The following is a 24,561-nucleotide window of genomic DNA, read 5'->3' on the forward strand; positions in this document are numbered from 1 at the left end:
AACAGTCCCCCAGCGGAAGGCAGCAAGATGAAAATCAGTGTTGGTCAGTTTTCTCCGGCCGGAACCCTCGAGGAAAACCTGGATGTGGTCCGCAGGCTGGCGGGACGCGCGGCGTCCGAGGGCGCCGGACTCGTGCTCTTCCCCGAGGAGACGATGTTCACCGTGCGCAAGGTCGAGGGCGACCTTGCCTCCGCCGTCGAGCGGGATTGGTCGACGTTCGTGCAGCAGGTCTCGTTCATCGCCGCCGAGAACTCGATCGCGATCGTTGCCGGCGGCTACGAGGCCAGCGGTGAGCCGCAGCCGTACAACACGCTTGTTGTCGTCGACGCGACCGGACGGATCGTGGGGACCTACCGCAAGGTGCACCTCTACGACGCGTTCTCCTACCAGGAGTCCACGAAGATCAAGGCGGGCGACCCCGAGGCCACCGGGACGTTCGAGATCGGCGACCTCAAGTTCGGCGTCATGACCTGCTACGACATCCGGTTCCCGGAACTCGCGCGGAAGCTGGCCGTGGACGGCGCCGACGTGCTGCTGGTCGCCGCGGCCTGGTTCAAGGGAGACCACAAGATCGACCACTGGGAAACCCTGCTCAAGGCGCGGGCCGTGGAGAACACCGTGTGGGTGGCGGCCGCCGGGACGAGCTCGACGAACACCATCGGGCACTCCGCCATCCTGGATCCGTTGGGCATTCCGGTCGGTTTCCTCGACGAGGAGCGCGAGGAACTGGTGACCGTGGACGTGACGCGGCGGCGGATCGACGAGGTGCGGGAGTTCCTGCCCGTCCTCAAGAACCGCCGAATCGGCGTGTGAACGGGGCCGGTTGCCGCGGATCGAAAGTTTTCGGCCGCGCGTAACTTCCGTGGGTGTGGCCGCGATTACCGAAGTGAAGAAGCCGGGCCGAGGGTTCCCCCCAACGAGTCTCGGCCCGGCTTCTGAACATCTCCGGCCGGACGATTCGTCGACGGGCGGCTAGGGGCGACTAGACTCTAGCCCAAACCGTCCCAAACGATTTCAGGAGTGTCTTGGTCCCCGTCCTCACGGATGAGGTAATGAACAGGGCCCGGCAAGGTGATGCCGAGGCTCTGTCCGTGTTGTACGGGGGTCTGGCAGGTCAAGTCCGCGGCTATCTCGAGGCCAAGGGCGTGGAAGACGCCGAGGGTGTGACGCAGGATGTGTTCCTGGCGGTCTTTACCCAGCTGGCCAAGCTTGAGGGAGGCATCGCTGGATTCAAGAGGTTCACGTTCTCGGTGGCCCACGCGCGGATGGTTGACGCGACCCGGGCCAGGGTCCGCGCGCCCCGCCTCGACGAATACGAGGCGGACACGGATCCGCGCAAGGCCTCTTCCGCACACGAAACCATCTTGGAGCGGCTTGATTCCGGCCCCCTCGGCGCAGTCGTCGACGGACTGCCGACGGACCAGCGGGAGTGCGTCCTGCTCCGGGTCGTGGCGGGAATGAGCATTGAAGAAACGGCCAACATCATGGGCAAAAGCCCGGGGGCCATCAAGCAGTTGCAGCGGCGCGGGCTGCTGGCCATGAAGAAGACTTTGGAGGAGGCGGACACGAATGACACGCATTGACGGCAACAGCGCTGCGAACGTGGCCCGTCTGCTCGCGGAGAGTGGCGTCCCGTCGGACCCGCGCCTGGAAAAGGCGCTCATGTCCCTCGAGACCTACGCGGATCGCGAAGCTCCCCGCCCCACCGGCCAACTGAAGGCGCTGCTCGACGGCATCGGCGAGAACGCTGCCGGGGGGAAGCCCGACGGCGGGAAGTCCAACGTGGTGCCGATGCGCCGACGGCGCGGCTCGACCGCCGCAGGAACCGCCCTGGCCTTGGCCCTTGCCGCCGGCCTCGGAGGTGTCGCGGCCGCAACGTCGTGGCAGGACAAGGCGCCGACCGTTTCCTCGGTGGGCGTCGCGGCGGGTGCCGTCACGGAATATCCCCGAGCCAGGGTCACGTCCGTCCCGGCCCCCACGCCCGCTCCCGTGGCCGTGCCCTCCAGCGTCCCGCGCGAGGTGGACCCTCCAGGACTCCAGACACGTTCCGCGGCGGCACCGGCCGCGGCGCCGAAAATTCCCGCGAAGCAGGAGAAGGCGCAAGCCCAAAGCAAGACAGCGAGCGCCGGCGCGGCGAAGGCCCTCACCCAGGCTGGGGCGAACTCCGCGGCCCAGCAAAGGGCAGCGGCGCAACAGAAGTCGATTGCCCAGAAGTCAGCGGCCCAGAAGTCGGCGGCGCAGCGACAAGCCGCGGCAGAGCGCAAGGCACAGACGCAGTCGCAGAAAGTGGCGCAGGCGAAGCGGGAGGCACAAGCCAAGGCGAAGGCCGCTGGACAGTCCGCCCGCGCTCTAGCCGCGGCACAAGCCAAGAAGGCGGCGGCCCGCAAGGCCGCGCAGAAGGCGACGACCTCGGTCAAGAGATCCGTGTCCAAGGCTCCGGCAATGGTGAAGCGCCCCGTCGAAAAGCTGAAGCTCAACCTGCCGCGCTAGCACCAACACGGCAAGGGCCCCGTGCCCGGCCCGGCACCGTGGTGGTGCCGGCCGCGCACGGGGCCCTTGTGCGTTCCCGCCTAGGCGAGGACCTGCCGCTTCGAACTGACCACGCCGGTGTTGAACCCGGCCAGGTGGAGCCCGCCGTGGAACCGGGCGTGCTCGATCTTCACGCAGCGGTCCATCACCACGTTCAGCCCGGCCTTCTCGGCGTCCGCCGCGACGTCCTCGTGCCATGAACCCAGCTGGAGCCAGATCGTCTTGGCCCCGACGGCAACGGCCTCGTCGAGCACGCCGGGAAGGTCGTCGTGCTTGCGGAAGACCTCCACCAGGTCCGGCGTCTCCGGCAGGTCCGCCAGCGACTTGTACACGGGCTGGCCGAGGATCTCGTCCAATACCGGGTTCACGAAGTACACCTTGTACCGGGTGGAGGACAGCAGGTAGGTCGCCACGAAATACGACGCCCGGCTCGGCTTGTTGGACGCGCCGACTATCGCGATGGACTTGGTGTTCCGCAGGATGTTGAGCCGCTCGGGGGCCGAGGGGCCCTCCCAGGTGCGCTCTTCGGTGGTTGCGCTCACTGTGCCGCTCCGATCTGGGCGGGCGCCGGGACGGCGCACGCCTCGCCGTCGTACTCCGGAGCCGCGAGCCCGCCGCCCGCCACGTCCTGCTGGGACGCCTCGAGCGCCTGGTCGAGGTCCCACAGGATGTCCTCGACATCCTCGAGGCCCACACTCAGGCGGATCAGGTCCCCGGGGACGCCCGCCGCCTCCAGCTGCCCGGCCGAGAGCTGCTGGTGGGTGGTCGACGCCGGGTGCAGCACCAGCGTGCGCGCGTCGCCGATGTTGGCCAGGTGGCTGGCCAGCTGGAGCGCCTCGATGAACCGGCCGCCGGCCTCGCGGCCGCCCTTGACGCCGAAGCTGAAGACGGATCCGACGCCCTGCGGCAGCAGTTCCTGCGCGCGCGCGTGCTGGGGATGGGACGGCAGCGCCGCGTAGTTCACGTAGGTGACGCGCGGATCGGCCTCCAGCCACTGGGCGACGGCCAGGGCGCTGGAGAGGTGGTTGTCCATCCGCTGGGGCAGGGTCTCGACGCCCTGCAGCAGCTGGAACGCGGACTGCGCGGACAGGGCCGGGCCGATGTCGCGCAGCTGCTCGGAGCGCAGCTTCGTCAGGAAGCCGTATTCGCCGAAGTTGTCCCACCAGGAGACGTTTCCGTAGCTGGCCACGGGCTCGGTCATGGTGGGGAACTTGCCGTTGCCCCAGTTGAACGTCCCGGACTCCACGACGACGCCGCCGAGCGTGGTGCCGTGTCCGCCGAGGAACTTGGTGGCGGAGTGGATGACGATGTCCGCGCCGTGCTCGATCGGGCGCAGGATGTAGGGCGGGGTGAGCGTGGAGTCCACGATCAGCGGCACGTTCGCCGCGTGCGCGACCTCGGCCAGGCCCTTCAGGTCCGCGATGTCGCCGGAGGGGTTGGCGACGACCTCGGTGTAGACGGCCTTGGTGTTCTCCCGGATCGCCGCGGCGAAGTCGGCGGCGTCGTTGCTGTCCACGAACGTGGTCTCCACGCCGAAGCGGCGCAGCGTGACGTCCAGCTGCGTGATGGTTCCGCCGTAGAGCTTCGAGGAGGCCACGATGTGGTCGCCGGCCTGGGTCAGCGCCGCGAACGTGATGAACTCGGCGGCCATGCCGGAGGCGGTGGCGACCGCGCCGATGCCGCCCTCGAGGGAGGCGATGCGCTCCTCGAACGCGGCGACCGTCGGGTTGCCGATCCGCGAGTAGATGTTCCCGTACTTCTGCAGCGCGAACAGGTTGGCGGCGTCGTCCGTGTCCTTGAAGACGAACGACGTCGTCTGGTAGATCGGGACGGCGCGGGCGCCGTGCTCAGCGTCGGGCGTGCCGCCGGCGTGCAGGGCGCGCGTGCGGAATCCGAACTGGTGGTCTGCCATTAGGCGGTGGCCCCTTCGAGGTTGGTGGTCGGCAGCAGGTCCGTGTTCAGCTCCGTGCCGTTCTTGCGCGCGAGGTCCGCCTCGAGTTCGCGGACGATCGGCAGGACGTCGCGGCCGAACGCGGCGACCTCCTCCTGGAAGTGCAGGTAGCAGGTGAGCATCAGGTTCACGCCGATCTTCTTGAACTCGATCACGCGCTCGGCGATCTGCTCGGGGGTGCCGATGAGCTCGGAGCGGAAGCCGTCGTTGTACTGGACCATGTCCTCGAACGTGGAGTCGGCCCACATGCCCTTGCCGTCCTTGGTGGACTGCCCGGCCTCCTTGACGGCGTTGGCGAAGCCCTCGACGGCGGGGCGGTGCGCCTTGGCGATGATCTCGCGCAGCGTCTCGTGAGCCTCCTTCTCCGTCTCGCGGGCGATCACGAAGCCGTTGAGACCGAAGCGGGGCTTCGCCGCCGCGGTGCGGCCGCCGTCGTTCGCGGCCTGCACCACGCCGGAGATGTTGTCCTTGAATCCCTCCAGGGAGCGTCCGTTGGAGAAGTACCAGTCGGCGGCGTGCCCGGCGGCGGCCTGGGCCGCTGTGGAGTTTCCGCCGAAGAAGATCTCCGGGTGGGCGCGGCCGGGGATGTCCACGGGCGCCGGGTTCAGCGTGAAGTCGTTGATGTTGTAGTACTTGCCGGACTGGCTGTAGTTCTGCTCGGTCCACAGCCCGCGCAGGACGTTGATGAACTCCTCGGTGCGGACATAGCGCTCGTCGTGCTCGAGCCACTCGAGGCCGAAGTTCACGAACTCGTCCTTGAGCCAGCCGGAGACGATGTTCACGGCGGAACGGCCGCCCGAGATGTGGTCGGCGGTGATGATGAACTTGGCGAGCACGCCGGGGTGCCACATGCCGGGGTGGACGGCCGAGATGACCTTGAGGCGTTCCGTGGCGCCGAGCAGGGCGAGGGAGAAGCTGGTGGCCTCGTGCTGCTTGTCGGCGCCGTAGCTGGCGGCGTAGCGCGTCTGCGTGAGCGCGTACTCGAAGCCGGAGTTCTCCGCGATGCGGGCCAGCTTCTTGTTGTAGTCGAAGTCCCAACTGGTGCGCTGCTCGATCGTGGAGACGACGAGCCCACCGGAGACATTCGGCACCCAATAGGCGAACTTGAGCGGGGTCTCGAGATCGGCCACGGGGCTGACGGGGTTATTGGTGCTCATGGCTGGTTCCTTGGGGACGGGCGCCGCGGGCGCTGGGCGGAAGATCGCTTGCGCGCTCTCCATCGGTCCTGGCGGTAGCACCTTTCCGGGGGGCGGATGGTTGCTGCGGCGTCGTCGAGCCAGATCTCTCGGCCGCTCGGGATGGTTCGTTCCATTGTGGCAAGAACGGGGCCGCGATCAAAGAATGTTGAGCCGGATTGCGTCGCTGGGTTGCCGGATCGAATATCCTGCGGCCCGGAACGCGGGCGATAGGCTGGAGGGATGGGATCGAAACTTGCGTTGGTGCGTCACGGGGAGACCGACTGGAACGCGGAGGGCCGCCTGCAGGGCCGGATGGACATCGCCCTGAACGAGGTGGGCCGCGGCCAGGCGCGGGCCGCCGGCCGCGAACTGCTGGCGGCAGGCGGGTGGGACGTGCTGGTATCCTCGCCGCTGGCCCGCGCCGCGGAGACCGCCTCCCTGGCCGGTGTGGTGCTCGGGCTCGAACCCACGGAGACCCTGGCCGGCCTGGCCGAGCGCGACTACGGCCGCTGCGAGGGTCGCGTGGTGGCCGGGCTCCCGCGGCACGACATCGACCGGTTGCTTGAATCCGCCGAACCCGAGGACGAGGTGGCCGACCGCGGGGTGCGGTCCCTCGCCGGACTCGTGGAGCGGTACCCCGGGCGAAACGTCGTCGCCGTCGCGCACGGGACGCTGCTGCGCCTCACCTTGACCAGGATCCTCGGCGCGGACCACCCGCGGTTCCGCAACGGCCAAATCGTTGAACTCGACGCCGGGCTGTTCGCTGGCGCACGCCGCGGTGCGCCCGAGGGCGACCCGCCCGACGTCGTGCACCTCGCCCCGGGCGCGGCCGGGACGGCGACGCCGGTGGGGGCCTAGCGGCGGCCCTGTGTCTTGGCGCGCTTGCGGCTCTCGCGGCTCGCCTGGGTGCGGAGCGCTATGATGCGCGCCGCCCCGGCGCTGGCCACCACGAATCCGCCGGCCACGGCCGCGGCCAGCAGCGCCAGCCCCAGCGAAACCGTGCTCTCCACCGCGAAGTAGCGCAGCGGAACGGTCGTTTGGTTCTGTGCGATGAAGACGATCAGCAACACCAGCAGGACCAGGGCCGCGATGGTCGCTGCCCAGATCATTCCGGTGCGCGTGGCGTGCTTCCTGTCCGGGGTTTCGCGCGCCGGAGGCGCCGTCGGCGTTGGGGTGGTGGGGGTTGCCGGTGTGTTCGGGTTCTTCGGTTCGCCGCTCATGGTGTGGCCTCTTCCTGCCGGGTTGTCGGTTTGACTCCAACTGTTGCACGGATCCGGCGTGCGGCACCGCCGCCGGACTACGAGTCGCGCTCGGAGCCGAGGCCGGAGCCCCGGCCGGATTTCCGGCGCAGCGAACGGCCGTCGCTGACGTCCTGGCGCTCCTTCTCGGCCTTCTTGTCGCTGGCCTTGGTGTCCCGCGGCGGGAGCTGGATGCTCTCCTCGGCCTCCAGCCCGCCCTGGAGCTGGCGCCCGCGTTCCATCTCCGCGTCGAACTCCGCGCCGAAGAGCAGCGAGATGTTCGCCAGCCACAGCCAGAGCAGCATGACGATGACGCCGGCGATGGCCCCGTAGGTCCTGTTGTAGTTGCCGAAGTTGGAGACGTAGAAGAAGAAGCCGAGCGTCGCAATGGCCAGGACAACCAACGCAATCAGGGAACCCATGCTGGTCCAGCGGAACTTGGGCTGCTTGACGTTGGGTGTCGCGTAGTAGAGAACGGCGATCATCAGGACGGCGAAGCCCACCATCACCGGCCACTTGGCGATGTTCCAGATCAGGAGGGCGGTCTCGCCCAGGCCGATCGCACCGCCGATGGCCTCCGCAACCGGTCCGGAGAGGACCAGCAGCAACGCCATCACGACGGCGAGCAGAAGCAGGACCACCGTGATGGCCAGCAGCGTGGGCCGCAACTTCCAGAAGGGTCGCCCCTCGTCGATCTCATAGATCCGGTTCATGGCACGCCCGAAGGCTCCGACGTAGCCGGACGCGGACCAGATGGCGCCCAAAAGGCCCGCGACGAGCGCGAACCCGGCGGCCGACGAACCCGTCAGTTGCTCGATCGTGGGCCGGATGCTGTCCACGACGGACGGGTCGGCGACGCCCTCGACGACCTGCAGGAGGGTTTGCGTCGTCTGCTCGGCCTGGCCGACCACCCCCAACAGGGAGACCAGCGCCAACAGGGCGGGGAACAGGGACAGGACTCCGTAGTAGGTCAGCGCGGCGGCCAGGTCGGTGCACTGGTCCCGCGAGAACTCCCGGAGCGTGCGCTTGAGGATGTACTTCCAGGCGGGCTTGCCGACGTCCCGGGGGCTGTCCGGTTTCCTATCGTCGTTCGGATCCGGGGCGGTGTGAGCCTTTTCCGCGCTCGTGCCCTTCGTGCTGCGCTCGGCCATGGCCCCGCCTTTCCTCTGTCGTGATCGCGTTTCCTCGGTGGTGATCGCCGCCAGCAAAGCACGGGCCCGCGGCGCGTTCAAGGGAAAGGACGGCGCGCCTTCTACACGCGCGCGATGAGTGCCTCGCCGATGTCGGCCCGTTGGTAGAAGACCTCCCGCCCGGAACGGAGCGAGGACGCCAGCCCGCCCGCGGCCATGTTCTTGAGGTGGCCGCTGACGGTCCCGGCGGCGAGGTCCAGCGCGCAGGCCAGTTGGGTGGTGGTCATGGGGACGTCCAGCTGGGCGAGGATCTGTGCCCGGGGCAGGCCGGGCAGCTGGGCCACCGGGCGGGCGTTCAACACGCGCGTATTGGGCCAGATGAAGGCGTTGGGCACCAGGATCAGCCCCTGCCCGGGATCCGGCGGGACCACCTGTCGCACCCCCGGACGATCTCCAGCCCGGTCGGAGTCGGGATCACACTGGGGTGCAGCGAGCGGAACACCTCCTCGATGCCGCTCCGCGAGATCTGCGCCAGGCGGGCGTCGATGTCCGCCAACAGCACGGAGCGCAGTCACGGCCACCGCCGCCGGCATCTCCTCGAACGAATCCTGGTGCCGGGGCGTGGGGGTCAGCCCGTCCGCCATGAAGCCCCGCGGGCGGACCACCGTGCTCAACAGCCTCAGGTGGGCGCCCTTGCGTGGGTCCATGGACGCCGCGATGCTCCGCTTGGCCGATTCGATCCACGGACGGTGGATGGGCGTGCCCACCTGGAGCGCGCGCAGGCTGGTCACCGTTTCCCACATGGGCGAGGCCTCGAAGCGGATCTTCGTGAGGTCCCCGCTGGTGAGCGTGATGTGCATGGAATCAGGGTAGGGCGATGCACACCCGGACGCGAGGATTCGGCTGACGCCGAATCCTGGCGGTGGGCGAGTGGCCCGCGCCCGCCGCGCCCGCCGCGCCCGCCGGGTCCGGGTGGCGCCTGGGCCAGCCTGGGGATGCGCGGAGTATTCCCGGATTCGGTCCTCGCCAAATCGTGGCGTGCCGCCCTCGCCGGATCGATTCTGTTGGCATGACAACGCACACCAGCTCCCCAATAATCAGCAACACGATAGATGACTCGGCCGCAGCCGTCGCATCTATCGCCGCCCGGACGGCGGCAGCCTCCGCACCGTCGGGCCGCCGTCGTTCGCCGCATCCGTCATTCGTGGCGCGAAGGCGCGGCCATGGACGTTGAATTCGACCGCCGGAGGAGGCCCGATGTTCCATGCCCAGTCCGGCGGCTGCATGTAGCGCGTCCGCAGCCGTACCGAGTTGAGCGGCTTTGGGCCCCCGTGAACGGCTTTGCGGTCTCCCCGGCGCTCTGACTAGGGGCGTTGTGCCGGAGTTGTGCCATAGTTGCTCACGACGGCACGCAACGGCACGGCACGGCACGACGCCGGGCCTACCGGGCGTCGCAGATCTCCTTGATCCGCTCGATGCACGGCTCGTTCTGCAGACTGGTGGTGTCGCCAAGCGTGCTTCCCTCGAACAGCTGGGTCAACAGGCGCCGCATGATCTTCCCCGAGCGGGTCTTCGGCACGTCGGGCACGAACACGACGTCGCGCGGCTTGGCGATTGGTCCGATCTGCGTGGACACGTGGGCCCGCAGGGCGGCGACCACCGAGTCGCGGACGTCCGCCGGCGCGTCGGCCAGCGTCCCGCCGATCAGGGACGCGTCGCGAGGCACCACGAACGCGGTCGCCGCGTGGCCGGTCTTCGCATCGAACGTCGGGCACACGCCGGCCTCGACCACCGCGGCGTGGGACACCAGCGCGGACTCGATCTCGATCGTGGAGAGCCGGTGCCCGGAGATGTTGATGACGTCGTCGGTCCGGCCCAGGATCCAGGTGTGGCCGTCGTCGTCGAACCGGGCGCCGTCCCCGGCGAGGAACCAGCCCTGCGCCGCGTACTTCTCCCAGTAGGACGTGAAGTAGCGCTCGGGGTTGCCCCACACGGTGCGCGCCATCGCCGGCCCCGTCCGGGTGAGAACGATGTTCCCCTGCGTGTTCGCCGGAACCCGCGCTCCGGCGTCGTCCACGATGTCCGTCGCGAGTCCGGGCAGCGCGCGCGTGGCGCAGCCGGGCTTGAAGGCGGGATCGTCCTGGCGCGGGGAGAGGACGGTCGCGCCCGTCTCCGACTGCCACCAGGTGTCCACCATCGGCACGCCGGAATCGGGGTCCCCGGGAACGACGGCGTCGCGGCCCACCTGCGTGCGCAGCCAGCGCCAGGCCTCGGGGTTGACGGCCTCGCCGACCGTTCCGGCCAGGCGGATGGAGGAGAGGTCGTATGGGGCCGGGATGCCGTCCGGGAACCAGCCCATGAGCGAGCGCACCAGCGTGGGCGCCGTGTAGTAGCTCGTGACGCCGTAGCGTTCGATGATCTCGAAATGCCGGCCCGGATGCGGCGCGTTGGGCACGCCCTCGTAGATGACCTGGGTGACGCCGTTGGAGAGCGGTCCGTAGATCTCGTAGGTGTGGGCGGTGACCCAGGCGAGGTCAGCGGTGCACCAGTGGACGTCGTTTTCGCGCTGCGCCGGATCGGGGTGGGAGAACAGGAACTCGTGGCTCCAGGAGGCCTGCGTCAGGTACCCGCCTGTGGTGTGGACCAGGCCCTTCGGCTGCCCGGTGGTGCCGGAGGTGTACATGATGAACAGTGGCGTTTCGGCGTCGAACGCCTCCGCGGCGTGCTCGGTGGGCTGGGAGTCGACGACGTCGTGCCACCACACGTCGCGGCCCTGGACCCAGTCGACGTCGGTATGTCCGGTGCGGTTGATGACCAGGACGTGCTCGATCGCGTTGTCCCCGGACACGGCCTCGTCCGCCTGCGACTTGACCGGCACGGCGGTGCCGCGGCGGAATTGGCCGTCCGTGGTGACCAGCAGCTTGGCCCCGGTGTCCTCGACGCGGAACCGCAGCGCCTCGGCGGAGAAGCCGCCGAAGACCAGCGAGTGGACGGCGCCGATCCGCGCGCACGCCAGCGTGATCACGACCGTCTCCACCAGCACGGGCAGGTAGACGACGACGCGGTCGCCCTTCCCGATGCCGAGTTCCGTCAGCGCATTGGCGGCCTGGGAAACGAGCGCGGTGAGTTCGCGGTAGGTGACGGTCCGCGTGTCGCCCGGCTCGCCCTCGAAGTGCAGGGCCACCTTGTCGCCTCGGCCGGCGGCGACGTGGCGGTCGGCGCAGTTGACGGCGGCGTTGAGCTTCCCGCCGTCGAACCAGCGCAGCTCGGGGCCGCGGCGGGCGGCCGCGTCCGCGGGCGTGGCCGAGTGGGTGGTGTGCCAGGGCTCGGTCCACTCGAGGCGGGACGCGGCCTCCTCCCAGAAGGCGAGGCGCTCGGTTTCGTTCTGGATCGTCATCATCAGCTCCATCGGTCCTGGCGGTAGCACTACTAAAGGTCCCGCGGGGCCGCGGCCGCAAACCGGTGCCGCGCAAAACGCAACATTCGCGCCGGCGCGCGGAGGCGGGATGCGGCCGTGGGCGCACGTCCCGCGCGGCGTGTTCCTACGCCCAGCGGTTCACGGCCCAGCGCTCGAGAATCCCCAGCAGCCCGTCGGTGATCTTGCCGATCACGGCGAGCAGGATGATGGCCAGGAGCAGGCGGTCGGTGCGGCCGTTGTTCTGCGAATCGGTCAGCAGGAAGCCGAGCCCCATGGACGAGGCGATCAGCTCCGCCGCGACCAGGAACAGCCACGCCTGCGCCAACGCGAGCCGCAGCCCGGAGAAGATCGCCGGAACGACGGCGGGCAGCTGCACGGTGGTCAGCAGCCGCAGACCGTTGACGCCGAAGGCGCGCGCGGCCTCCACCAGGTTCTTGTCCACGTGGCGCAGCGCCAGGTACACGGTGGTGAAGATCGGGAAGAACGCACCGATGACGATCAGCGTGACCTTCGAGTCCTCGCCGATCTTCATCCACAGGATCAGCAGCGGCACCCAAGCCAGGGACGGCACCGCGCGGAACGCGCCGACCGTCGGGCCGAGCAGCGCGTCGGCCCACCGGGACAGGCCCACGAGCGAACCCAGCGCCAGCCCGAGCGCCGCGCCGATGCCGAAGCCCAGCAGCACGCGCTGCAGCGAGATCCCGATGTGCCGGGTCAGCTCGCCGCGCTCGACGAGTTCCGCGCCGGCGGCCAACACGGCCCCGGGCGCCGGAAGCGCGACGGCGGAGACCCATCCCAGCGAGCTGGCCGCCTGCCACAACGCCAGCAGGGCCACCGGCACGACGGCGCCGATCGCCACCCGGCGCGCGGTGGCACCCCGGGGGCGGGCCGGCGTCGTGCCGCGGGTCGACGAGGCGCGGCCGGCGACCGCCCCGTCGGAGACCTTGGTGTTCGGGCCGAGCGTCATCACGCGTCCTTGATGGTCGAGGCGTCCGCCTTCTTTGCGAAGGTGTCGTCGACGATAGTCGCGACGGCGTCGTCGATGTCCGCCTGGTCGGACACGTCGCCGGTCTCGACGAAGATCGGGCCGACCGTGGTCAGGACCTTGGTCTGGGCATCGCCCGGAACGCCGTCGACGTCGAGGTTGGAGCGTTCGAGGATGACCTGGCTGGCGACGGCCTGGTCCAGGGAGGCGACGTCGGCAAGGATCGCGGCGGTCTCCTCCGGGTTCTCCGCGGCCCATCCGCGGGCCTTCTCGTAGGCGTCGACGACGGTCTGCGCGAGCTCCGGGGAGTCGGTGAGGAACTTCTCGGTGGCGTTGAGGAAGCCGTAGGTGTTGAAGTCGAGGTTTCGGTAGAGCAGCGTGGCCCCGGCCTGCTCGGCGCCGGCCATGATCGGGTCCAGCCCGGCCCAGGCGTCCACGGAGCCGTTGTCCAGGGCCGCGCGCCCGTCCGCGTGCTGGAGGTTCTGCACGGTCACGTCGTTGATGGACAGCCCGGCCTCCTCGAGCGACTGGACCAGGAAGAAGTAGGGGTCGGTGCCCTTCGTCGCCGCGATCTGCTTGCCCTTGAGCTCGGCCACGGACTTGATGGTGGAATCCTTCGGCACCACCAGCGCGGACCACTCCGGCTGCGAGTAGAGGCTGATCACCTTGATGGGGGATCCGTTGGCGCGGGCCAGCAGGGCAGCCGATCCTGCCGTGGAACCCACCTGGATGGCGTCGGCGCGCAGGGCCTCGTTGGCCTTGTTCGACCCGGCGGACTGGAGCCAGTTGACCGTCACGCCCTGCTCCTTCAGCGTGGCCTCGAGCCAGCCCTTTTCCTTGATGACCAGACTGAGCGGGTTGTAGGTGGCGAAGTCGATGTTCAGCGTCTTGGCGGCGCCGGCCGCGGCCTCCGAACCGGAGCCCTCGCCCGCGCAGGCGGTCAGGAGCGCGGCGGCGGCACCGGCGGCGCCGAGTCCGAGGAAACGGCGGCGGGAGACGGGGGACAGGGCGTGGGAAATCATGGGGTTCCTTCGGGGATGCGGTCTGGGATGCGGATGGTGGCCGACGTCGGCCGGGGGTGTCGGTGGGTAAGCCGGTGTCAGTGTCGGTGGGAGTCGACGCCGAGGCTTTCGAGCAGGGACGAGCGCAGACGGGCCAGTTCGGCGGACGCGCGGTCGCGCGGGCGCTCGCCGGGGACCGTGAGGACCTGGGTGATGCCGGCGCCCTCCTGCCCGGGAACCCGGCCGAGGACCAGGACGCGGTCCGCGAGCTGGAGGGCCTCGTCGACGTCGTGCGTGACCAGGAGGACCGTGGCGGGGTGGGCGCGGTGGATGTCCAGGAGCAGGTCCTGCATCTTCAGCCGCGTGAGGGCATCGAGCGCGCCGAAGGGCTCGTCCAGCAGGAGCACGCCCGGACGGCGGGCCAGCGCCCGCGCCAGCGAGGCGCGCTGGGCCATGCCGCCGGAGATCTCGCGGGGGCGGTGGTCGGCGTGTCCGGACAGTTCGACGAGGTCCAGCAGTTCCGCGATCCGTTCCGCACCCTCTGCCTTGGGCGTCCCGCGCGGGAGTCCGAGCGCGACGTTCCGCCGGACGGTCTGCCACGGCAGCAGCCGCGGTTCCTGGAAGGCGACGGCGGAGCGGTCGTCGAGACCGTGGACGTCGCGTCCGTCGATGGACACCCCGCCGCTGGTCGGACGGTCGAGGCCCGCGACCGCTCGCAGGAGGGTTGATTTGCCGCAGCCGCTGGGACCGAGGATGGCCAGCACCTCGCCGGCAACGACGTCGAAATCTATGGATTCGAGGACGGCGCGGCGGGCGTCGCCGTCGCCGAACGCGCGGCCGAGGCCGGAGAACGAGACGGGCAGCGCGGAACCCGGCTGGCGGGTGGAAGTGGATGTCCGCCGGTTGTCCGGCGCGGTGGTGGTGCTCATGCTCAACTCCATCGGTCCTGGCGTTAGCACCGTCCCCGGACGGGGTGGTTGCTGCGGCGTCAACAAGCCAGATCTCTCGGCCGCTCGGGATGGTATTGAGTCAACTTAATGTCATCCCGACGCATTCGGCAAGTTACGACGCATCCCCGAAACATTCGGCGTAATACTTCGGTGTGCGCATTTTTCGAAGAAACTTCGGCAAAGGCGTGTTCTTGCACCGAATCTTCAGGGTATTTACGGGGCGCTGGATCCCGGAATCGCGCCCGGAGAGGCAGTCCGATGTTTGGCGAGCCCGCGATGGCCGGGTACAAATGAGTCAATAAACCATCCAGAGCGGCCGAGAGTCCTGGCTCCATGACGCCGCAGCAACCCCTTCCCGTCCGCCGGGAGGTAGGTGCTCACGCCAGGTCCGATGGAGTGATTCACTGTGGAGCAGTTCCCTGTCCCCGCCCGCCACCTGATCAAACTGACTCCGGGCGTGCCCGCAACCAGCCACTACGACGAGCTGGCCGGCGTGTTTCGGCCCGTCTTCGAGCGCATCGCCGATGGCGCCGCGGTGCGCGACGCCGAGCGGGTGCTGCCCTACGAGCAGGTCGGATGGCTCAACCAGCTGCGGTTCGGCGCCCTGCGCGTGCCGGAGGCGGACGGCGGCTACGGGGCATCGCTGGCGGACACCTTCCGGCTGCTCATCGAGTTGGCCGAGGCGGACTCGCAGGTGTCCCACCTGCTCCGTTCGCACGTCGGGTTCGTCGAATCCGTCCTGACGCTGGACGACGCGGAGGTCCGCAACCGCTGGTTTGCCCGCTTCGTCGGGGGACAGCTGGTCGGCAACGCGTACACCGAGCGCGGAGGCAATGAACTCGGAACGCTCAACACCCGGCTCCTGGAACACGACGGCCTGTTGCGGCTGACGGGCAAAAAGTACTACTGCACCGGCACCATCTTCGCCGATTGGGCGGCAGTCGCGGCGACGGTGCCGGGCGTCGCCGGGCGCCACATCGCCGTCGTATCGACGCAGCACTCCGGCGTGCGGATCTTCGACGATTGGGACGGCTTCGGCCAGCAGTTGACCGGCACGGGATCTACGACCTTCGACGACGTTCCGGTCGACACCCTGCTTCGGCCGGCCGAGCTCGAGGCGCACGTGGAATCGGCCGTCTTCCAACTGGTTCTGCTAGCCGTGCTGGCCGGGATCTCGAGGGCCGCGCTGGCCGACGCCCGCGCAGCCGTCCAGGCACGGACCCGGACATTCAGCACCGGTACGGGCGTTCCCGTCCGTGAGGAGCCGCAGGTGTTGCAGCTCATCGGGGAGATGTCCTCCACGGCGTTCGCGGTCGACGCCGTGGTGCTGGCCGCCGTCGCGGAGGTCGAGTCCGTGGATGGCGAGTCGGGGCTGACGGAGGCCGAGCGGTGGGCCGTGTGCGAGCTGGCCGCCAACCGCGCGCAGACCGTGGTCCAGCCGCTGGTGCTCTCCGCGGCGTCCAAGCTCTTCGACGGTCTCGGCGCCTCGTCCACGGCGCGCGTGTGCAACCTGGACCGCCACTGGCGGAACGCGCGCACGGTCGCGACCCACAACCCGACCATCTACAAGGCGCGGATCGTCGGGGACTACGAGGTCAATGGAACCGCCCCGCGGAAGTTCGACGCCGTGGGAGACGTGGCCCAGGTGGGTTTCGCGCGTTGAGCGGTTGGTCGGTTGGTGGTGCCGCGCCCGCGACCGCTCCCGCCCTCCTGCAGCCGAGACCGCCCAATATTGCCGAGACCTGCCGAAATTCCGTGAGGTCTCGATATTTTCACCCGGTCTGGAGCACCTCCCACCTCCCATCGCGAGTACGAGGACCGCTGGCCTCGCCTAGTCGCGGTCCGACTCCTCGCAAAAACGCGGTCCGGCTACTCGGCGCCGCACTCTCACGTAACCCGGCGTCATCTGGAGCAACATTGAACGAATGAGACGTCACCAAGCCGGTTCGTGTCCGTTTGTTTCGCCATATCGCCGTAATCCTTGGTCACATCGAAGATCCTGCAAGACACTTTAAACATGACCGCGGCGGTTCCGCAGTCACACGACAACCATCCAGAGCGGCTGAGAGACCTGGCTCATTGACGCCGCAGCAACCACCCCCTCGGGGCCGGTGCTCATGCCAGGACCGATGGAGATTGCCAGACTCCGCAGGTTCTCAAACGTCGGTCCGCCGACGTCCACACAGCCGCGGACAGAGCGTTCCTCGGTAACAACCGAGAGGATCCACTATGGAACCCACACCCCGTATTTCCCGTCCCGGCCGCGGCACCGTTCGCCGCGCCTCCGCACTCGTCGCACTGTTGGGAGCCGCCTCCCTGGCATTGGCGGCCTGCGGATCGGGCGCGTCCGGCAACCAGCCGTCGGCCGCCGCCGGCGAGCCGGTGCAGGGCGGAACGTTCACCTATGCCGAGGTCACTCCGATCAACAATTGGCAGACCCAGGCCGCGCGCTTCTACGAGAAGGCGAACGTCCTCAACAGCGTGCTCGACCGCCTCACCTACTTCGACGCTGAGAACGGCGAGCTGGTCGGATGGATTGCGAGCAAGTTCGAGGCCAACGCGGACAAGACCGAGTTCACATTCACCATCCGCGATGGCGTGACGTTCTCCGACGGGACGCCGCTGGACGCGCAGGCCGTGAAGGCCAACCTCGACGCCCTGGGTCTGGGGGTCGAGGCCGCCCAGGTGCAGCCGAACGTCGACTTCGCGTCCTACAAGTCCGCCGAGGTTCTTGCCGACAACCAGGTGAAGGTCACGCTGAAGAGCCCGGACGCCAACTTCCTCCGGGCGACCTCTTCGGTGACCGCCGGACTGGTTTCCCCGGAAACTTTGAAGCTGGACAACGCGGGCCAGTCCGCAATCTCGAAGATCGTCGGCTCGGGCCCGTTTGTGTTCGAGTCCGAGAAGACGGACGAGGAGGTCGTGTTCGCCAAGCGAGCCGACTACGCGTGGGCCCCCGAGACGGCCGAGAACCAGGGTGCGGCCTATCTGGACAAGCTCGCCGTGAAGTACCTGCCGGAGGTTGCCCACCGTGCCGGCGCCGTGCAGTCCGGCCAGGTGGACCTCGTCCGCGGCCTGCAGCCTGCCGATGAGGCGGCGCTGGCAGCCGGAGGAGCGCAGGTGCTTCCCGCGAAGGGCGTGGACCTAACGGCGAACATGGCCGCCGTGCGCATCGGCAGCGGCAAGCTCGCCGATGTCAAGGTGCGTCAGGCACTGCAGGTCGGCATTGACCGCCAGACCATTAAGGACACCGTGCTTTCGGATAGCTACGAGATCGCCGGGTCGGTGCTCAACCGCGCGGCACCCGGATACGTCGACCTTTCCGCGGAACTCGCCTACGAGCCCGAGAAGTCCAAGCAGCTGCTCGACGAGGCGGGTTGGAAGGTCGGAACAGACGGCATCCGCGAAAAGGACGGCGAGAAGCTGCAGGTCACCGTCACCTCCTCCAACAACTCCGTGGTGATCAAACCCGCCTTCGAACTGATCGAGCAGCAGTGGCGCCAGATCGGCGTGAAGCTGGTCAACCGAGCAGCGGACAACACGTTCCTCGCCACGGCCATGATCGATCCCAACATCGAGTTCTTCGGCACCCGGCAGTTCGCCTACGGGGGACTCGGCCCGGTCTTCGGACCGGAGACCAACACCCAGACGCTCAACGCGGACAAGGACCTCAACTCACTCTTCGCCGAGGAACGCGCCGCGGCCAGCGACGAGGAACATCTGGAACTCGTGGCCGAGGAACAGCGCCAACTGGTTGTCGACCAGGCACTTTCGCTGGTCTTGTGGGACGAGGTGCAGGTCTACGGGGGAGCCCCGGGCTCGCACGTGGAATTCACCTCCGGAACCGCGCCCATATTCCAGGGCGCCTGGAAGACCGGGGAGTAGTCCGCCGTGGCCGCCTACATCGCGAGAAGGATCGGACAGTCCCTGCTGGTCGTCTGGCTCGCCTACACGCTGGTCTTCCTGGCCGTGCAGCTCCTGCCCAACGATCCCGTGACGATCTTCCTCTCCGCCGATGCGGCGGCCGACCCGGCGACAATCGCCGCCATGAAGGCCCAGTACGGCTATGACCAGCCGCTGTTGGTGCAGTACGTCGGCCAGCTCGCGGACATCCTCCGCGGAGACGTGGGCTACTCGCTCGCTTCGGGGCAACCCGTTTCGGAACGCATCGGCTCCGTCATCGCGTCCACGCTGGCGCTGGCCGGCAGTGCGTTCGTCGGCGCGGTCCTGTTGGCGGTCGCGCTCGCCGCGACCGCCACGCTGGCACGGGCCACTTGGCTCAAGCGGACCATTCTGAACCTTCCCCCGCTCTTCGCCGCGGTGCCGGTCTTTTGGCTTGGACTGATCCTGCTGCAGGTGCTCGCCATCCAGTGGGGAGTGATGTCGCTCTTCCCGGACGGTTCGTTCGCGTCGCTGGCCGTCCCGGTCCTGGTGCTCGCCGTGCATGTCTCGGCGCCGATCGCCCAGGTCCTGCTCAAGAGTCTCGACGCCGTCTACGCGCAACCCTTCATCGACGTGCTGAGGGCAAAGGGGGCCTCTCCCGCGTGGATCTTCTACCGGCACGCACTGAAGAACGCGGCGGCGCCGGCGATGACCATCAGCGGTATCACGGTCGGCACGCTGCTGGCCGGATCGGTGATCACGGAGACCGTCTTCGCCCGCGCCGGCCTGGGGCAGGTCGTCCTTCAGGCGGTCACCGCCCAGGACGTGCCGCTTGTCCAGGGGCTCGTGCTTTTGACCGCGACCGCCTTCGTGGGGGTCAACCTCGCCGTGGATCTGCTGTACCCGCTGCTGGACCCGCGGATCCTGAAAAGCAGCACCCACGGCGCACCCCGTGCGCTGGCCGCCTGATAAGAAACGGAGCGAACATGAGCACCAAGCCGGATACGATCGCCCCGGTCGCCGCGGTGGCGTTCCCACCCGAGGCTGCGACGCAGGCATCCACCCCCGACCCGGGACCGACGGGTGGGCGGCACCGCGGCGCCATGCATTTGCCGGCGCTGTGGTTGACCGCAGCCCCGCTATTACTGGTGCTGGGATGGGCGCTCCTGCCCGGACTCTTCACCGGTTTCGACCCCGTCACAGGAGTGCCGGCCGAGAAGTTCCAGGCCCCGGGAGCCGAACACTGGTTCGGCACGGATCACCTTGGTCGTGATGTCTACGCGCGCGTGGTGCACGGCACCTCGCAGACCCTGCTGACGGCGGGGTTGGCCGTGTTGATCGGACTGGTGGTCGGCACGGCCATCGGGCTGGCCGCAGCCACGGCGGGACGCTTCGCCGACGCGGCCACCATGCGGCTGGTGGACGTGCTGCTCGCCGTTCCCGGCTTCCTCATTTCGCTGATCATCGTCACGGCGTACGCGCCGGGACCGATTTCGCTCGGCGTGGGCGTCGGCATCGCCTCCATCGCGTCCTTCGCCCGCGTCGTCCGCTCCGAGGTCCTGCGCGTTCGCAACCTGGACTACGTGGAGGCGGCGTTCCTCAACGGGGGTTCGTGCGCGTCCGTCGTCGTCAAGCACATCCTTCCCAACGCCTGCGGGCCGGTACTGGCATTGCTGGCCGTGGATTTGGGCGCGGCGATCCTGGCGATCTCCGGCCTGGGTTTCCTCGGGTTCGGCTCTCCGCCTCCCACGCCCGAGTGGGGCCTCCTGATCGCCGAGGGCCGGCAGTACCTGGCCACCGCCTGGTGGCTGACCAGCCTGCCCGGCGTTGTCATTGTCGCCGCCGTCATCCTGCTCGCGGGGCTCGGCCGGCAGCTACAAAAAATCTTCCGTTTCTAGGGACGAGGGAACACCATGACCACCACAACCCCCACAGGAGCGCTACTGAGCGTGCGCGGACTGAGCATCACCTACGGCTCCGGAAGGGAGGCCGTGCTGGCGGGCGACCGTCTGGACCTGACGCTGCGCACTGGCGAGATCGTCGCGCTGGTCGGCGAGTCCGGCTCCGGGAAGAGCACCCTGGCCAAAGCGATCATCGGGCTGCTCCCCGCGAACGCCCACCTCGACGGTGCCATCGACTTCGCGGGCGCCGACCTGCTCTCCCTTCCGGAGCGGACACTTGAACGCATGCGCGGTAAGAGCATCGGAATGGTCCCGCAGGATCCGGGCGCCTCGCTGGACCCCGTGCAAACCGTGGGTTCCCAAGTCGCCGAGGTGTTCCGGCTCCACCCGGACGGCCGCAGGCGCTCACGGGCGGAACTCCGCGCCGAGGTGGTCCGCCTGTTCGAGACGGTGGGGATCGACCGCCCCGAGGAGAGACTGGGACAGTATCCCCACGAGCTTTCCGGTGGATTGAAGCAACGTGTGCTGATCGCCATCGCGTTCTGCCTCAATCCCCAGCTGTTGATCGCCGACGAACCGACGTCCGCACTGGATGTGACGGTGCAGCGCACGGTTCTGGACGTCTTCACGCGGCTGGCCCGGGAACGCGGAACCGCCGTCATTTTCGTGACCCACGACCTGGCCGTCGCAACGGACCTGGCCGACCGGATCGTGGTGATGCAGCGGGGGAGGATCCGCGAGGACCGCCCCGTGCTGGACATCCTCACCCGTCCGGAGGACGAATACACGGTTCGCCTGTTGGCGGAGGCGGCCCCGACGGCGCCGATCAAGCGGCCAGGTAACGACGCCGGAACGCAAGCCCCAGCGATCGAGGTCTCCGGACTCGCCAAAGCGTTCGGCCGGGGAAAGTCCGAACACCTGGCCGTCGACGGCGTCTCGTTCGCCGTTCGCCCGGGCACCACGTTCGCGCTCGTCGGCGAATCCGGATCCGGAAAGTCGACCACCGCTCGGATGATAATGAGGCTGCTCGATCCCACCGGGGGGACCGTGCGGATCGACGGACGCGACGTCACCGGACTCCGCGGAACCGGCAAGCGGGAGCTCTGGCGCGGACTGCAGCTGGTGTATCAGAACCCCGATTCCGCTCTGGACCCGAGGCTCTCGGTGGAGGACCTCGTGGCTGAACCCCTGAACAGCTACCGCGTGGGCAGCCGGACCGAACGCAAAGCCAAGGTCGCCGAGCTCCTCGGCCAGGTGAGCCTGCCGACACGGGTCGCACCGCTGCGCGCCCGCGAGCTGTCTGGTGGCCAGCGGCAGCGTGTAGCCATCGCGCGGGCATTGGCCCTGGGCGCCCGCACGCTGGTGCTGGACGAGGCGCTTTCGGCACTGGACGTCCTCACGCAGGCGCAGATCCTCGCGCTCCTTGAGGACCTGCAGTCGCGGCTCGGCCTGTCCTATCTGTTCATTTCGCACGACCTGCACATTGTCGAGCGCATCTCGCACGACGTCGGGGTCATGCGCCGCGGACGTCTGGTTGAAACCGGTCCCACGGCGGGCGTCTTCGCGGATCCGCAGAGCGAATACACGTCGCTGCTGCTGGACGCGAACCCGGGGCACAGGCTGCGCGAACTCGCGGCCCTCTAGAGAACAACATCGAATCCGAAGGAAGTCACATGGCCACCAGTCTCAAGCAACGGCAATCAACCGAAGCCAACTACGCGGGACTCGCCGCTCGGTTCCGCCCCGTGTTCGACCGCATCGCCGCGGGCGCGCAGGAGCGAGAAGCAACCCGCACGCTGCCGTTCGAGCAGGTGCGGTGGCTGAAGGAATCCGGATTCACGGCACTTCGTGTCCCGGCCGTGCACGGCGGAGCGGAAATCAGCCACGAGCACCTCTTCCGCCTGCTCGTCGAGCTGGCCGAGGCCGACTCGAACGTGTCCCATCTGCTGCGCAGCCACTTCGCGTTCGGCGAGACCGTCGCGCTGCAGCCCCTGGAGTTCCAGGAGCGCTGGTTCCCGCGGGTGCTCGACGGAGAAATCTTCGGAAACGCCGCCACCGAGCGCTCCGGAAACGCCCTGGGCACGACGGCGACCAAGCTGCGCCGCGCGGAAGGGCACTGGTTACTGGCCGGGGAGAAGTTCTACACCACCGGCAGCATCTTCGCGGATTGGGTGGTCGTCATGGCCAGCACGGAGGGTGTCGAGGGCCGCCAGTACGCGCTGGTTCGGGTTGACGATCCCAAGGTCACCATCCTCGACGACTGGGACGGCTTCGGTCAGCCCCTGACCGGCACCGGAACCGCCATCTTCGACGACGTCGAGGTCGCCGAGCAGGACATCATCCTCCGCAAGGTATCCAGCACGCTGGAACCCGCGTTCTTCCAGTTGGTCCTGCTTTCCGTCCTGGCGGGGATCGGGCGCGCGGCCCTGCGGGAGGCCTCGGCGATCGTGCGCACACGGACGCGGACGTTCAACACCGGATCCGGCGACCTGTTCCGCAACGATCCGCTGATCCAGGAACGCGTCGGTCAAATCGCCGCCGGAGTGTACGCGGCCGAAGCCATTGTCGCGGCCGCGGCGCGCGATCTGGACGCCGCCGTCGACCCCGGTCTGGGCTTGGACGAGGCCTCCGCGTTCCTGCGCGCGGAACTCGCGGTGCAGTCCGCCCACGTCACCGTCCCGAAGCTGGTCCTGGACGCCGCGGGCGCGCTGTTCGATGTGACGGGCGCCTCCGCCACCTCCCGGGGCAAGGCCCTCGACCGCTACTGGCGCAACGCCCGCACCGTCGCCACGCACAACCCGGTGGTGTTCAAGGCGAGGTCCGTGGGCGACTTCCACATCAACGGAACCATTCCGACCGGGCTGAACAGCATCGGCGAGGCGACCGCCGGTTCGGCCGTCGCCGCCACAGAAGGGAACAAGTAGACATGGGAACCTTCGAGAACAGGCCGCGCCTTTTGCTGAGCGCGTTCCTCATGAACACGCCCAGCCACATCCTCGGTGGCCAGTGGCGGCACCCGCGGGCACAGCAGCACCGCTTCCACGAACTTTCGCTGTGGACCGACCTGGCCCGCGAGCTGGAGGAGGCGAAGTTCGACAACCTGTTTTTCGCCGACGTGGTTGGTCTTTACGGGAACCACGAGGGCGGTTGGGCATCCCACGTGCGCAAGGGCATGCAGGTCCCCTCGCACGACCCGCTGGTTCTCTTGTCCGCGCTGGCCGCCACCACCGAGCACATCGGCCTGGCGATGACCAGTTCCGTGATCCAGTCCGAGCCGTACCAGTTGGCGCGTCAGCTCTCCACCCTGGACCACATCTCCGGCGGACGCGTGGCGTGGAACGTGGTGACCAGCGTGCTGGAGAACTCGCACCGCAACTTCGGCGCCGACGGCCTCACGGCCCACGACGACCGCTATGACTGGGCCGACGAGTACATGGAGGCCGCCTACAAGCTGTGGGAAGGGTCTTGGGACGACGGCGCGGTCCTCGCCGACAAGGACAGCGGCGTCTTCGCCGACCCGTCCAAGGTCAACAAGATCCACCACAAGGGTGCCCGCTATTCGATCGAGGGACCGCACCTGGCGATCCCGAGCCCGCAGCGCACGCCGTTCCTGTTCCAGGCGGGCAGCTCCACCCGGGGCCGTGCCTTCGCGGCCGCCAACGCCGAGGCGACGTTCCTGTTCGCCCCGCATACGGACTACGTGCGGAAGCAGGTGGACCAGTTACGCGTACTGGAGGCGCAAGCCGGACGGTCCGCCGGCGATGTCAAGGTCTTCGCGGGGCTCTCCTTCGTTGTCGGCAGCACGGAGGAGGAAGCGCGGCGCAAGGAGGCCGAGTTCGACGAGTACCTGGATCCGCACGCGATCATCGCCCACATCGGCGGCGGCATCGGCGTCGACCTGGGCGGGTTGGACCTCGACACGCCGCTCGGCGAGCTGGAGACCGAGGGTGCGCGCGGCGTGCTCGAGGCCGCGATCGCAGCCGTGCCCGGCGGCAAGCCCACGATCGGCGATCTGGCCCGCTACCGGGCCAAGGCGCAGCAGATCGCTGGAACGCCGGAACAGATCGTCGACGAGTTGGAGCGATGGCAGGACGCTGGCACGGACGGGGTCAACGTCATGAACCAGATCCTCCCGGAGTCCTACACCGATTTCATCGAGGGGGTGCTGCCGGAGCTCCGCCGGCGCGGGCTTGCCCAAACCGAGTACGCCCCGGGGACGTTGCGCGAAAAGGTCTTCGGCCGCGGCGCTCACCTCGAGTCCAGCCACCCCGCGGCCCGGTACCGCGGGGCTTTCGCCCGGCACTCCGCAGCGGCAACCGAGGCCCCGTTGGAGGCGAGCGGGATCGACGCGGCCCGCTGACACCTGAGCCAACCCGCTCGCTCATCTGAGCATCCGAC

Annotated in this window: 21 protein-coding genes and 4 riboswitches; of the genes, 11 read left to right on the forward strand and 10 right to left on the reverse strand. The window is 68.6% G+C overall.

Features of this window, described 5'->3' with window-relative positions; translation table 11 throughout:
* The first annotated feature begins 27 nt into the window (after window positions 1–27).
* From ACHAAJ_RS08880 to ACHAAJ_RS08890, 3 genes are all read left to right on the forward strand, one after another.
* Window positions 28–813, forward strand: coding sequence for a carbon-nitrogen hydrolase family protein (locus tag ACHAAJ_RS08880; protein WP_435727726.1), 786 nt, complete (start codon window positions 28–30; stop codon window positions 811–813).
* Between the two features lie 239 nt (window positions 814–1,052).
* Window positions 1,053–1,583, forward strand: coding sequence for an RNA polymerase sigma factor (locus ACHAAJ_RS08885; protein WP_435727727.1), 531 nt, complete (start codon window positions 1,053–1,055; stop codon window positions 1,581–1,583).
* Window positions 1,570–2,490 (forward strand): hypothetical protein, encoded by a 921-nt coding sequence (locus ACHAAJ_RS08890; RefSeq protein ID WP_435727728.1) that lies wholly within the window; start codon window positions 1,570–1,572, stop codon window positions 2,488–2,490. The genes ACHAAJ_RS08885 and ACHAAJ_RS08890 overlap by 14 nt, the downstream gene beginning before the upstream one ends.
* An 80-nt stretch (window positions 2,491–2,570) precedes the next feature.
* Here the strand turns inward: ACHAAJ_RS08890 and ACHAAJ_RS08895 are convergent, their stop codons facing one another.
* From ACHAAJ_RS08895 to sfnG, 3 genes are read right to left on the reverse strand one after another with little or no spacing between them, the layout of a single operon-like run.
* Window positions 2,571–3,071, reverse strand: coding sequence for a CoA-binding protein (locus ACHAAJ_RS08895; protein WP_435727729.1), 501 nt, complete (start codon window positions 3,069–3,071; stop codon window positions 2,571–2,573).
* On the reverse strand, window positions 3,068–4,441 hold the full coding sequence (locus ACHAAJ_RS08900; RefSeq protein WP_435727730.1) for an O-acetylhomoserine aminocarboxypropyltransferase/cysteine synthase family protein: 1,374 nt from the start codon (window positions 4,439–4,441) through the stop codon (window positions 3,068–3,070). Before ACHAAJ_RS08900 ends, ACHAAJ_RS08895 begins: the two co-directional genes overlap by 4 nt.
* Entirely contained in the window at window positions 4,441–5,637 is a 1,197-nt protein-coding gene (gene sfnG / locus ACHAAJ_RS08905) for a dimethylsulfone monooxygenase SfnG (RefSeq protein WP_435727731.1), read from the reverse strand. Before sfnG ends, ACHAAJ_RS08900 begins: the two co-directional genes overlap by 1 nt.
* Window positions 5,638–5,693: 56 nt before the next feature.
* Window positions 5,694–5,785: riboswitch (SAM riboswitch) on the reverse strand.
* Between the two features lie 113 nt (window positions 5,786–5,898).
* Here sfnG and ACHAAJ_RS08910 point away from each other — a divergent pair.
* A complete protein-coding gene (locus ACHAAJ_RS08910; RefSeq protein ID WP_435727732.1) occupies window positions 5,899–6,516 on the forward strand; it encodes a histidine phosphatase family protein in 618 nt (205 codons plus the stop codon).
* On the opposite strand, the gene ACHAAJ_RS08915 is transcribed toward ACHAAJ_RS08910, so the two are convergent.
* The 7 genes from ACHAAJ_RS08915 to ACHAAJ_RS08945 form a co-directional block, all read right to left on the reverse strand.
* Window positions 6,513–6,878, reverse strand: coding sequence for a lipopolysaccharide assembly protein LapA domain-containing protein (locus ACHAAJ_RS08915; RefSeq protein ID WP_435727733.1), 366 nt, complete (start codon window positions 6,876–6,878; stop codon window positions 6,513–6,515). The genes ACHAAJ_RS08910 and ACHAAJ_RS08915 overlap by 4 nt on opposite strands.
* Window positions 6,879–6,955: 77 nt before the next feature.
* Complete coding sequence (locus ACHAAJ_RS08920) at window positions 6,956–8,047, reverse strand: YihY/virulence factor BrkB family protein (RefSeq protein ID WP_435727734.1); 1,092 nt, start codon at window positions 8,045–8,047, stop codon at window positions 6,956–6,958.
* A 101-nt stretch (window positions 8,048–8,148) separates the two neighbouring features.
* Window positions 8,149–8,886, reverse strand: a complete 738-nt coding sequence (locus ACHAAJ_RS08925) for an ArsR/SmtB family transcription factor (RefSeq protein ID WP_435727735.1) — start codon at window positions 8,884–8,886, stop codon at window positions 8,149–8,151.
* A gap of 581 nt (window positions 8,887–9,467) precedes the next feature.
* Window positions 9,468–11,423 (reverse strand): acetate--CoA ligase, encoded by a 1,956-nt coding sequence (gene acs / locus ACHAAJ_RS08930; protein WP_435727736.1) that lies wholly within the window; start codon window positions 11,421–11,423, stop codon window positions 9,468–9,470.
* A 145-nt stretch (window positions 11,424–11,568) separates the two neighbouring features.
* Window positions 11,569–12,411: an ABC transporter permease gene (locus tag ACHAAJ_RS08935; RefSeq protein WP_435727737.1), complete on the reverse strand. Its 843-nt coding sequence runs from the start codon at window positions 12,409–12,411 to the stop codon at window positions 11,569–11,571.
* Window positions 12,411–13,451 (reverse strand): aliphatic sulfonate ABC transporter substrate-binding protein, encoded by a 1,041-nt coding sequence (locus tag ACHAAJ_RS08940; RefSeq protein ID WP_435727738.1) that lies wholly within the window; start codon window positions 13,449–13,451, stop codon window positions 12,411–12,413. Before ACHAAJ_RS08940 ends, ACHAAJ_RS08935 begins: the two co-directional genes overlap by 1 nt.
* 77 nt (window positions 13,452–13,528) lie before the next feature.
* Entirely contained in the window at window positions 13,529–14,359 is an 831-nt protein-coding gene (locus tag ACHAAJ_RS08945; protein ID WP_435727739.1) for an ABC transporter ATP-binding protein, read from the reverse strand.
* 5 nt (window positions 14,360–14,364) lie between these two features.
* Window positions 14,365–14,455, reverse strand: a riboswitch (SAM riboswitch).
* Window positions 14,456–14,680: 225 nt separating this feature from the next.
* Window positions 14,681–14,778: riboswitch (SAM riboswitch) on the forward strand.
* Window positions 14,779–14,786: 8 nt separating this feature from the next.
* Between ACHAAJ_RS08945 and ACHAAJ_RS08950 the strand changes: the two genes are divergently transcribed.
* From ACHAAJ_RS08950 to ACHAAJ_RS08980, 7 genes are all read left to right on the forward strand, one after another.
* Entirely contained in the window at window positions 14,787–16,043 is a 1,257-nt protein-coding gene (locus ACHAAJ_RS08950; RefSeq protein ID WP_435727740.1) for an acyl-CoA dehydrogenase family protein, read from the forward strand.
* A 383-nt stretch (window positions 16,044–16,426) separates the two neighbouring features.
* Window positions 16,427–16,516: riboswitch (SAM riboswitch) on the forward strand.
* Between the two features lie 93 nt (window positions 16,517–16,609).
* Window positions 16,610–18,265: an ABC transporter substrate-binding protein gene (locus ACHAAJ_RS08955; RefSeq protein ID WP_435727741.1), complete on the forward strand. Its 1,656-nt coding sequence runs from the start codon at window positions 16,610–16,612 to the stop codon at window positions 18,263–18,265.
* Window positions 18,266–18,271: 6 nt separating this feature from the next.
* A complete protein-coding gene (locus ACHAAJ_RS08960; protein ID WP_435727742.1) occupies window positions 18,272–19,231 on the forward strand; it encodes an ABC transporter permease in 960 nt (319 codons plus the stop codon).
* A 17-nt stretch (window positions 19,232–19,248) separates the two neighbouring features.
* Window positions 19,249–20,160 carry an ABC transporter permease gene (locus ACHAAJ_RS08965; protein WP_435727743.1) on the forward strand — a complete coding sequence of 304 codons (912 nt, stop codon included), beginning with the start codon at window positions 19,249–19,251 and terminating at the stop codon, window positions 20,158–20,160.
* A 15-nt stretch (window positions 20,161–20,175) separates the two neighbouring features.
* Window positions 20,176–21,807 carry a nickel ABC transporter ATP-binding protein NikE gene (nikE, locus tag ACHAAJ_RS08970; RefSeq protein WP_435727744.1) on the forward strand — a complete coding sequence of 544 codons (1,632 nt, stop codon included), beginning with the start codon at window positions 20,176–20,178 and terminating at the stop codon, window positions 21,805–21,807.
* Window positions 21,808–21,836: 29 nt separating this feature from the next.
* A complete protein-coding gene (locus ACHAAJ_RS08975) occupies window positions 21,837–23,087 on the forward strand; it encodes an acyl-CoA dehydrogenase family protein (protein WP_435727745.1) in 1,251 nt (416 codons plus the stop codon).
* Between the two features lie 2 nt (window positions 23,088–23,089).
* Window positions 23,090–24,523 carry an NtaA/DmoA family FMN-dependent monooxygenase gene (locus tag ACHAAJ_RS08980; RefSeq protein WP_435727746.1) on the forward strand — a complete coding sequence of 478 codons (1,434 nt, stop codon included), beginning with the start codon at window positions 23,090–23,092 and terminating at the stop codon, window positions 24,521–24,523.
* Window positions 24,524–24,561 lie beyond the last annotated feature (38 nt).

The organism is Arthrobacter arnarulunnguaqae, from assembly GCF_051262515.1.
GTDB lineage: Bacteria > Actinomycetota > Actinomycetes > Actinomycetales > Micrococcaceae > Arthrobacter_N.

What these genes read in the sequence shown, in the direction of transcription:
- ACHAAJ_RS08880 (WP_435727726.1), top strand. Translation starts at nt 28, where the DNA reads ATGAAAATCAGTGTTGGTCAGTTTTCTCCGGCCGGAACCCTCGAGGAA.
- ACHAAJ_RS08980 (WP_435727746.1), top strand. Translation starts at nt 23,090, where the DNA reads ATGGGAACCTTCGAGAACAGGCCGCGCCTTTTGCTGAGCGCGTTCCTC.
- ACHAAJ_RS08965 (WP_435727743.1), top strand. Translation starts at nt 19,249, where the DNA reads ATGAGCACCAAGCCGGATACGATCGCCCCGGTCGCCGCGGTGGCGTTC.
- ACHAAJ_RS08885 (WP_435727727.1), top strand. Translation starts at nt 1,053, where the DNA reads ATGAACAGGGCCCGGCAAGGTGATGCCGAGGCTCTGTCCGTGTTGTAC.
- sfnG (WP_435727731.1), bottom strand. Translation starts at nt 5,637, where the DNA reads ATGAGCACCAATAACCCCGTCAGCCCCGTGGCCGATCTCGAGACCCCG.
- ACHAAJ_RS08915 (WP_435727733.1), bottom strand. Translation starts at nt 6,878, where the DNA reads ATGAGCGGCGAACCGAAGAACCCGAACACACCGGCAACCCCCACCACC.
- ACHAAJ_RS08890 (WP_435727728.1), top strand. Translation starts at nt 1,570, where the DNA reads ATGACACGCATTGACGGCAACAGCGCTGCGAACGTGGCCCGTCTGCTC.
- acs (WP_435727736.1), bottom strand. Translation starts at nt 11,423, where the DNA reads ATGACGATCCAGAACGAAACCGAGCGCCTCGCCTTCTGGGAGGAGGCC.
- ACHAAJ_RS08975 (WP_435727745.1), top strand. Translation starts at nt 21,837, where the DNA reads ATGGCCACCAGTCTCAAGCAACGGCAATCAACCGAAGCCAACTACGCG.
- ACHAAJ_RS08900 (WP_435727730.1), bottom strand. Translation starts at nt 4,441, where the DNA reads ATGGCAGACCACCAGTTCGGATTCCGCACGCGCGCCCTGCACGCCGGC.
- ACHAAJ_RS08910 (WP_435727732.1), top strand. Translation starts at nt 5,899, where the DNA reads ATGGGATCGAAACTTGCGTTGGTGCGTCACGGGGAGACCGACTGGAAC.
- ACHAAJ_RS08940 (WP_435727738.1), bottom strand. Translation starts at nt 13,451, where the DNA reads ATGATTTCCCACGCCCTGTCCCCCGTCTCCCGCCGCCGTTTCCTCGGA.
- nikE (WP_435727744.1), top strand. Translation starts at nt 20,176, where the DNA reads ATGACCACCACAACCCCCACAGGAGCGCTACTGAGCGTGCGCGGACTG.
- ACHAAJ_RS08945 (WP_435727739.1), bottom strand. Translation starts at nt 14,359, where the DNA reads ATGAGCACCACCACCGCGCCGGACAACCGGCGGACATCCACTTCCACC.
- ACHAAJ_RS08920 (WP_435727734.1), bottom strand. Translation starts at nt 8,047, where the DNA reads ATGGCCGAGCGCAGCACGAAGGGCACGAGCGCGGAAAAGGCTCACACC.
- ACHAAJ_RS08955 (WP_435727741.1), top strand. Translation starts at nt 16,610, where the DNA reads ATGGAACCCACACCCCGTATTTCCCGTCCCGGCCGCGGCACCGTTCGC.
- ACHAAJ_RS08935 (WP_435727737.1), bottom strand. Translation starts at nt 12,411, where the DNA reads ATGACGCTCGGCCCGAACACCAAGGTCTCCGACGGGGCGGTCGCCGGC.
- ACHAAJ_RS08925 (WP_435727735.1), bottom strand. Translation starts at nt 8,886, where the DNA reads ATGCACATCACGCTCACCAGCGGGGACCTCACGAAGATCCGCTTCGAG.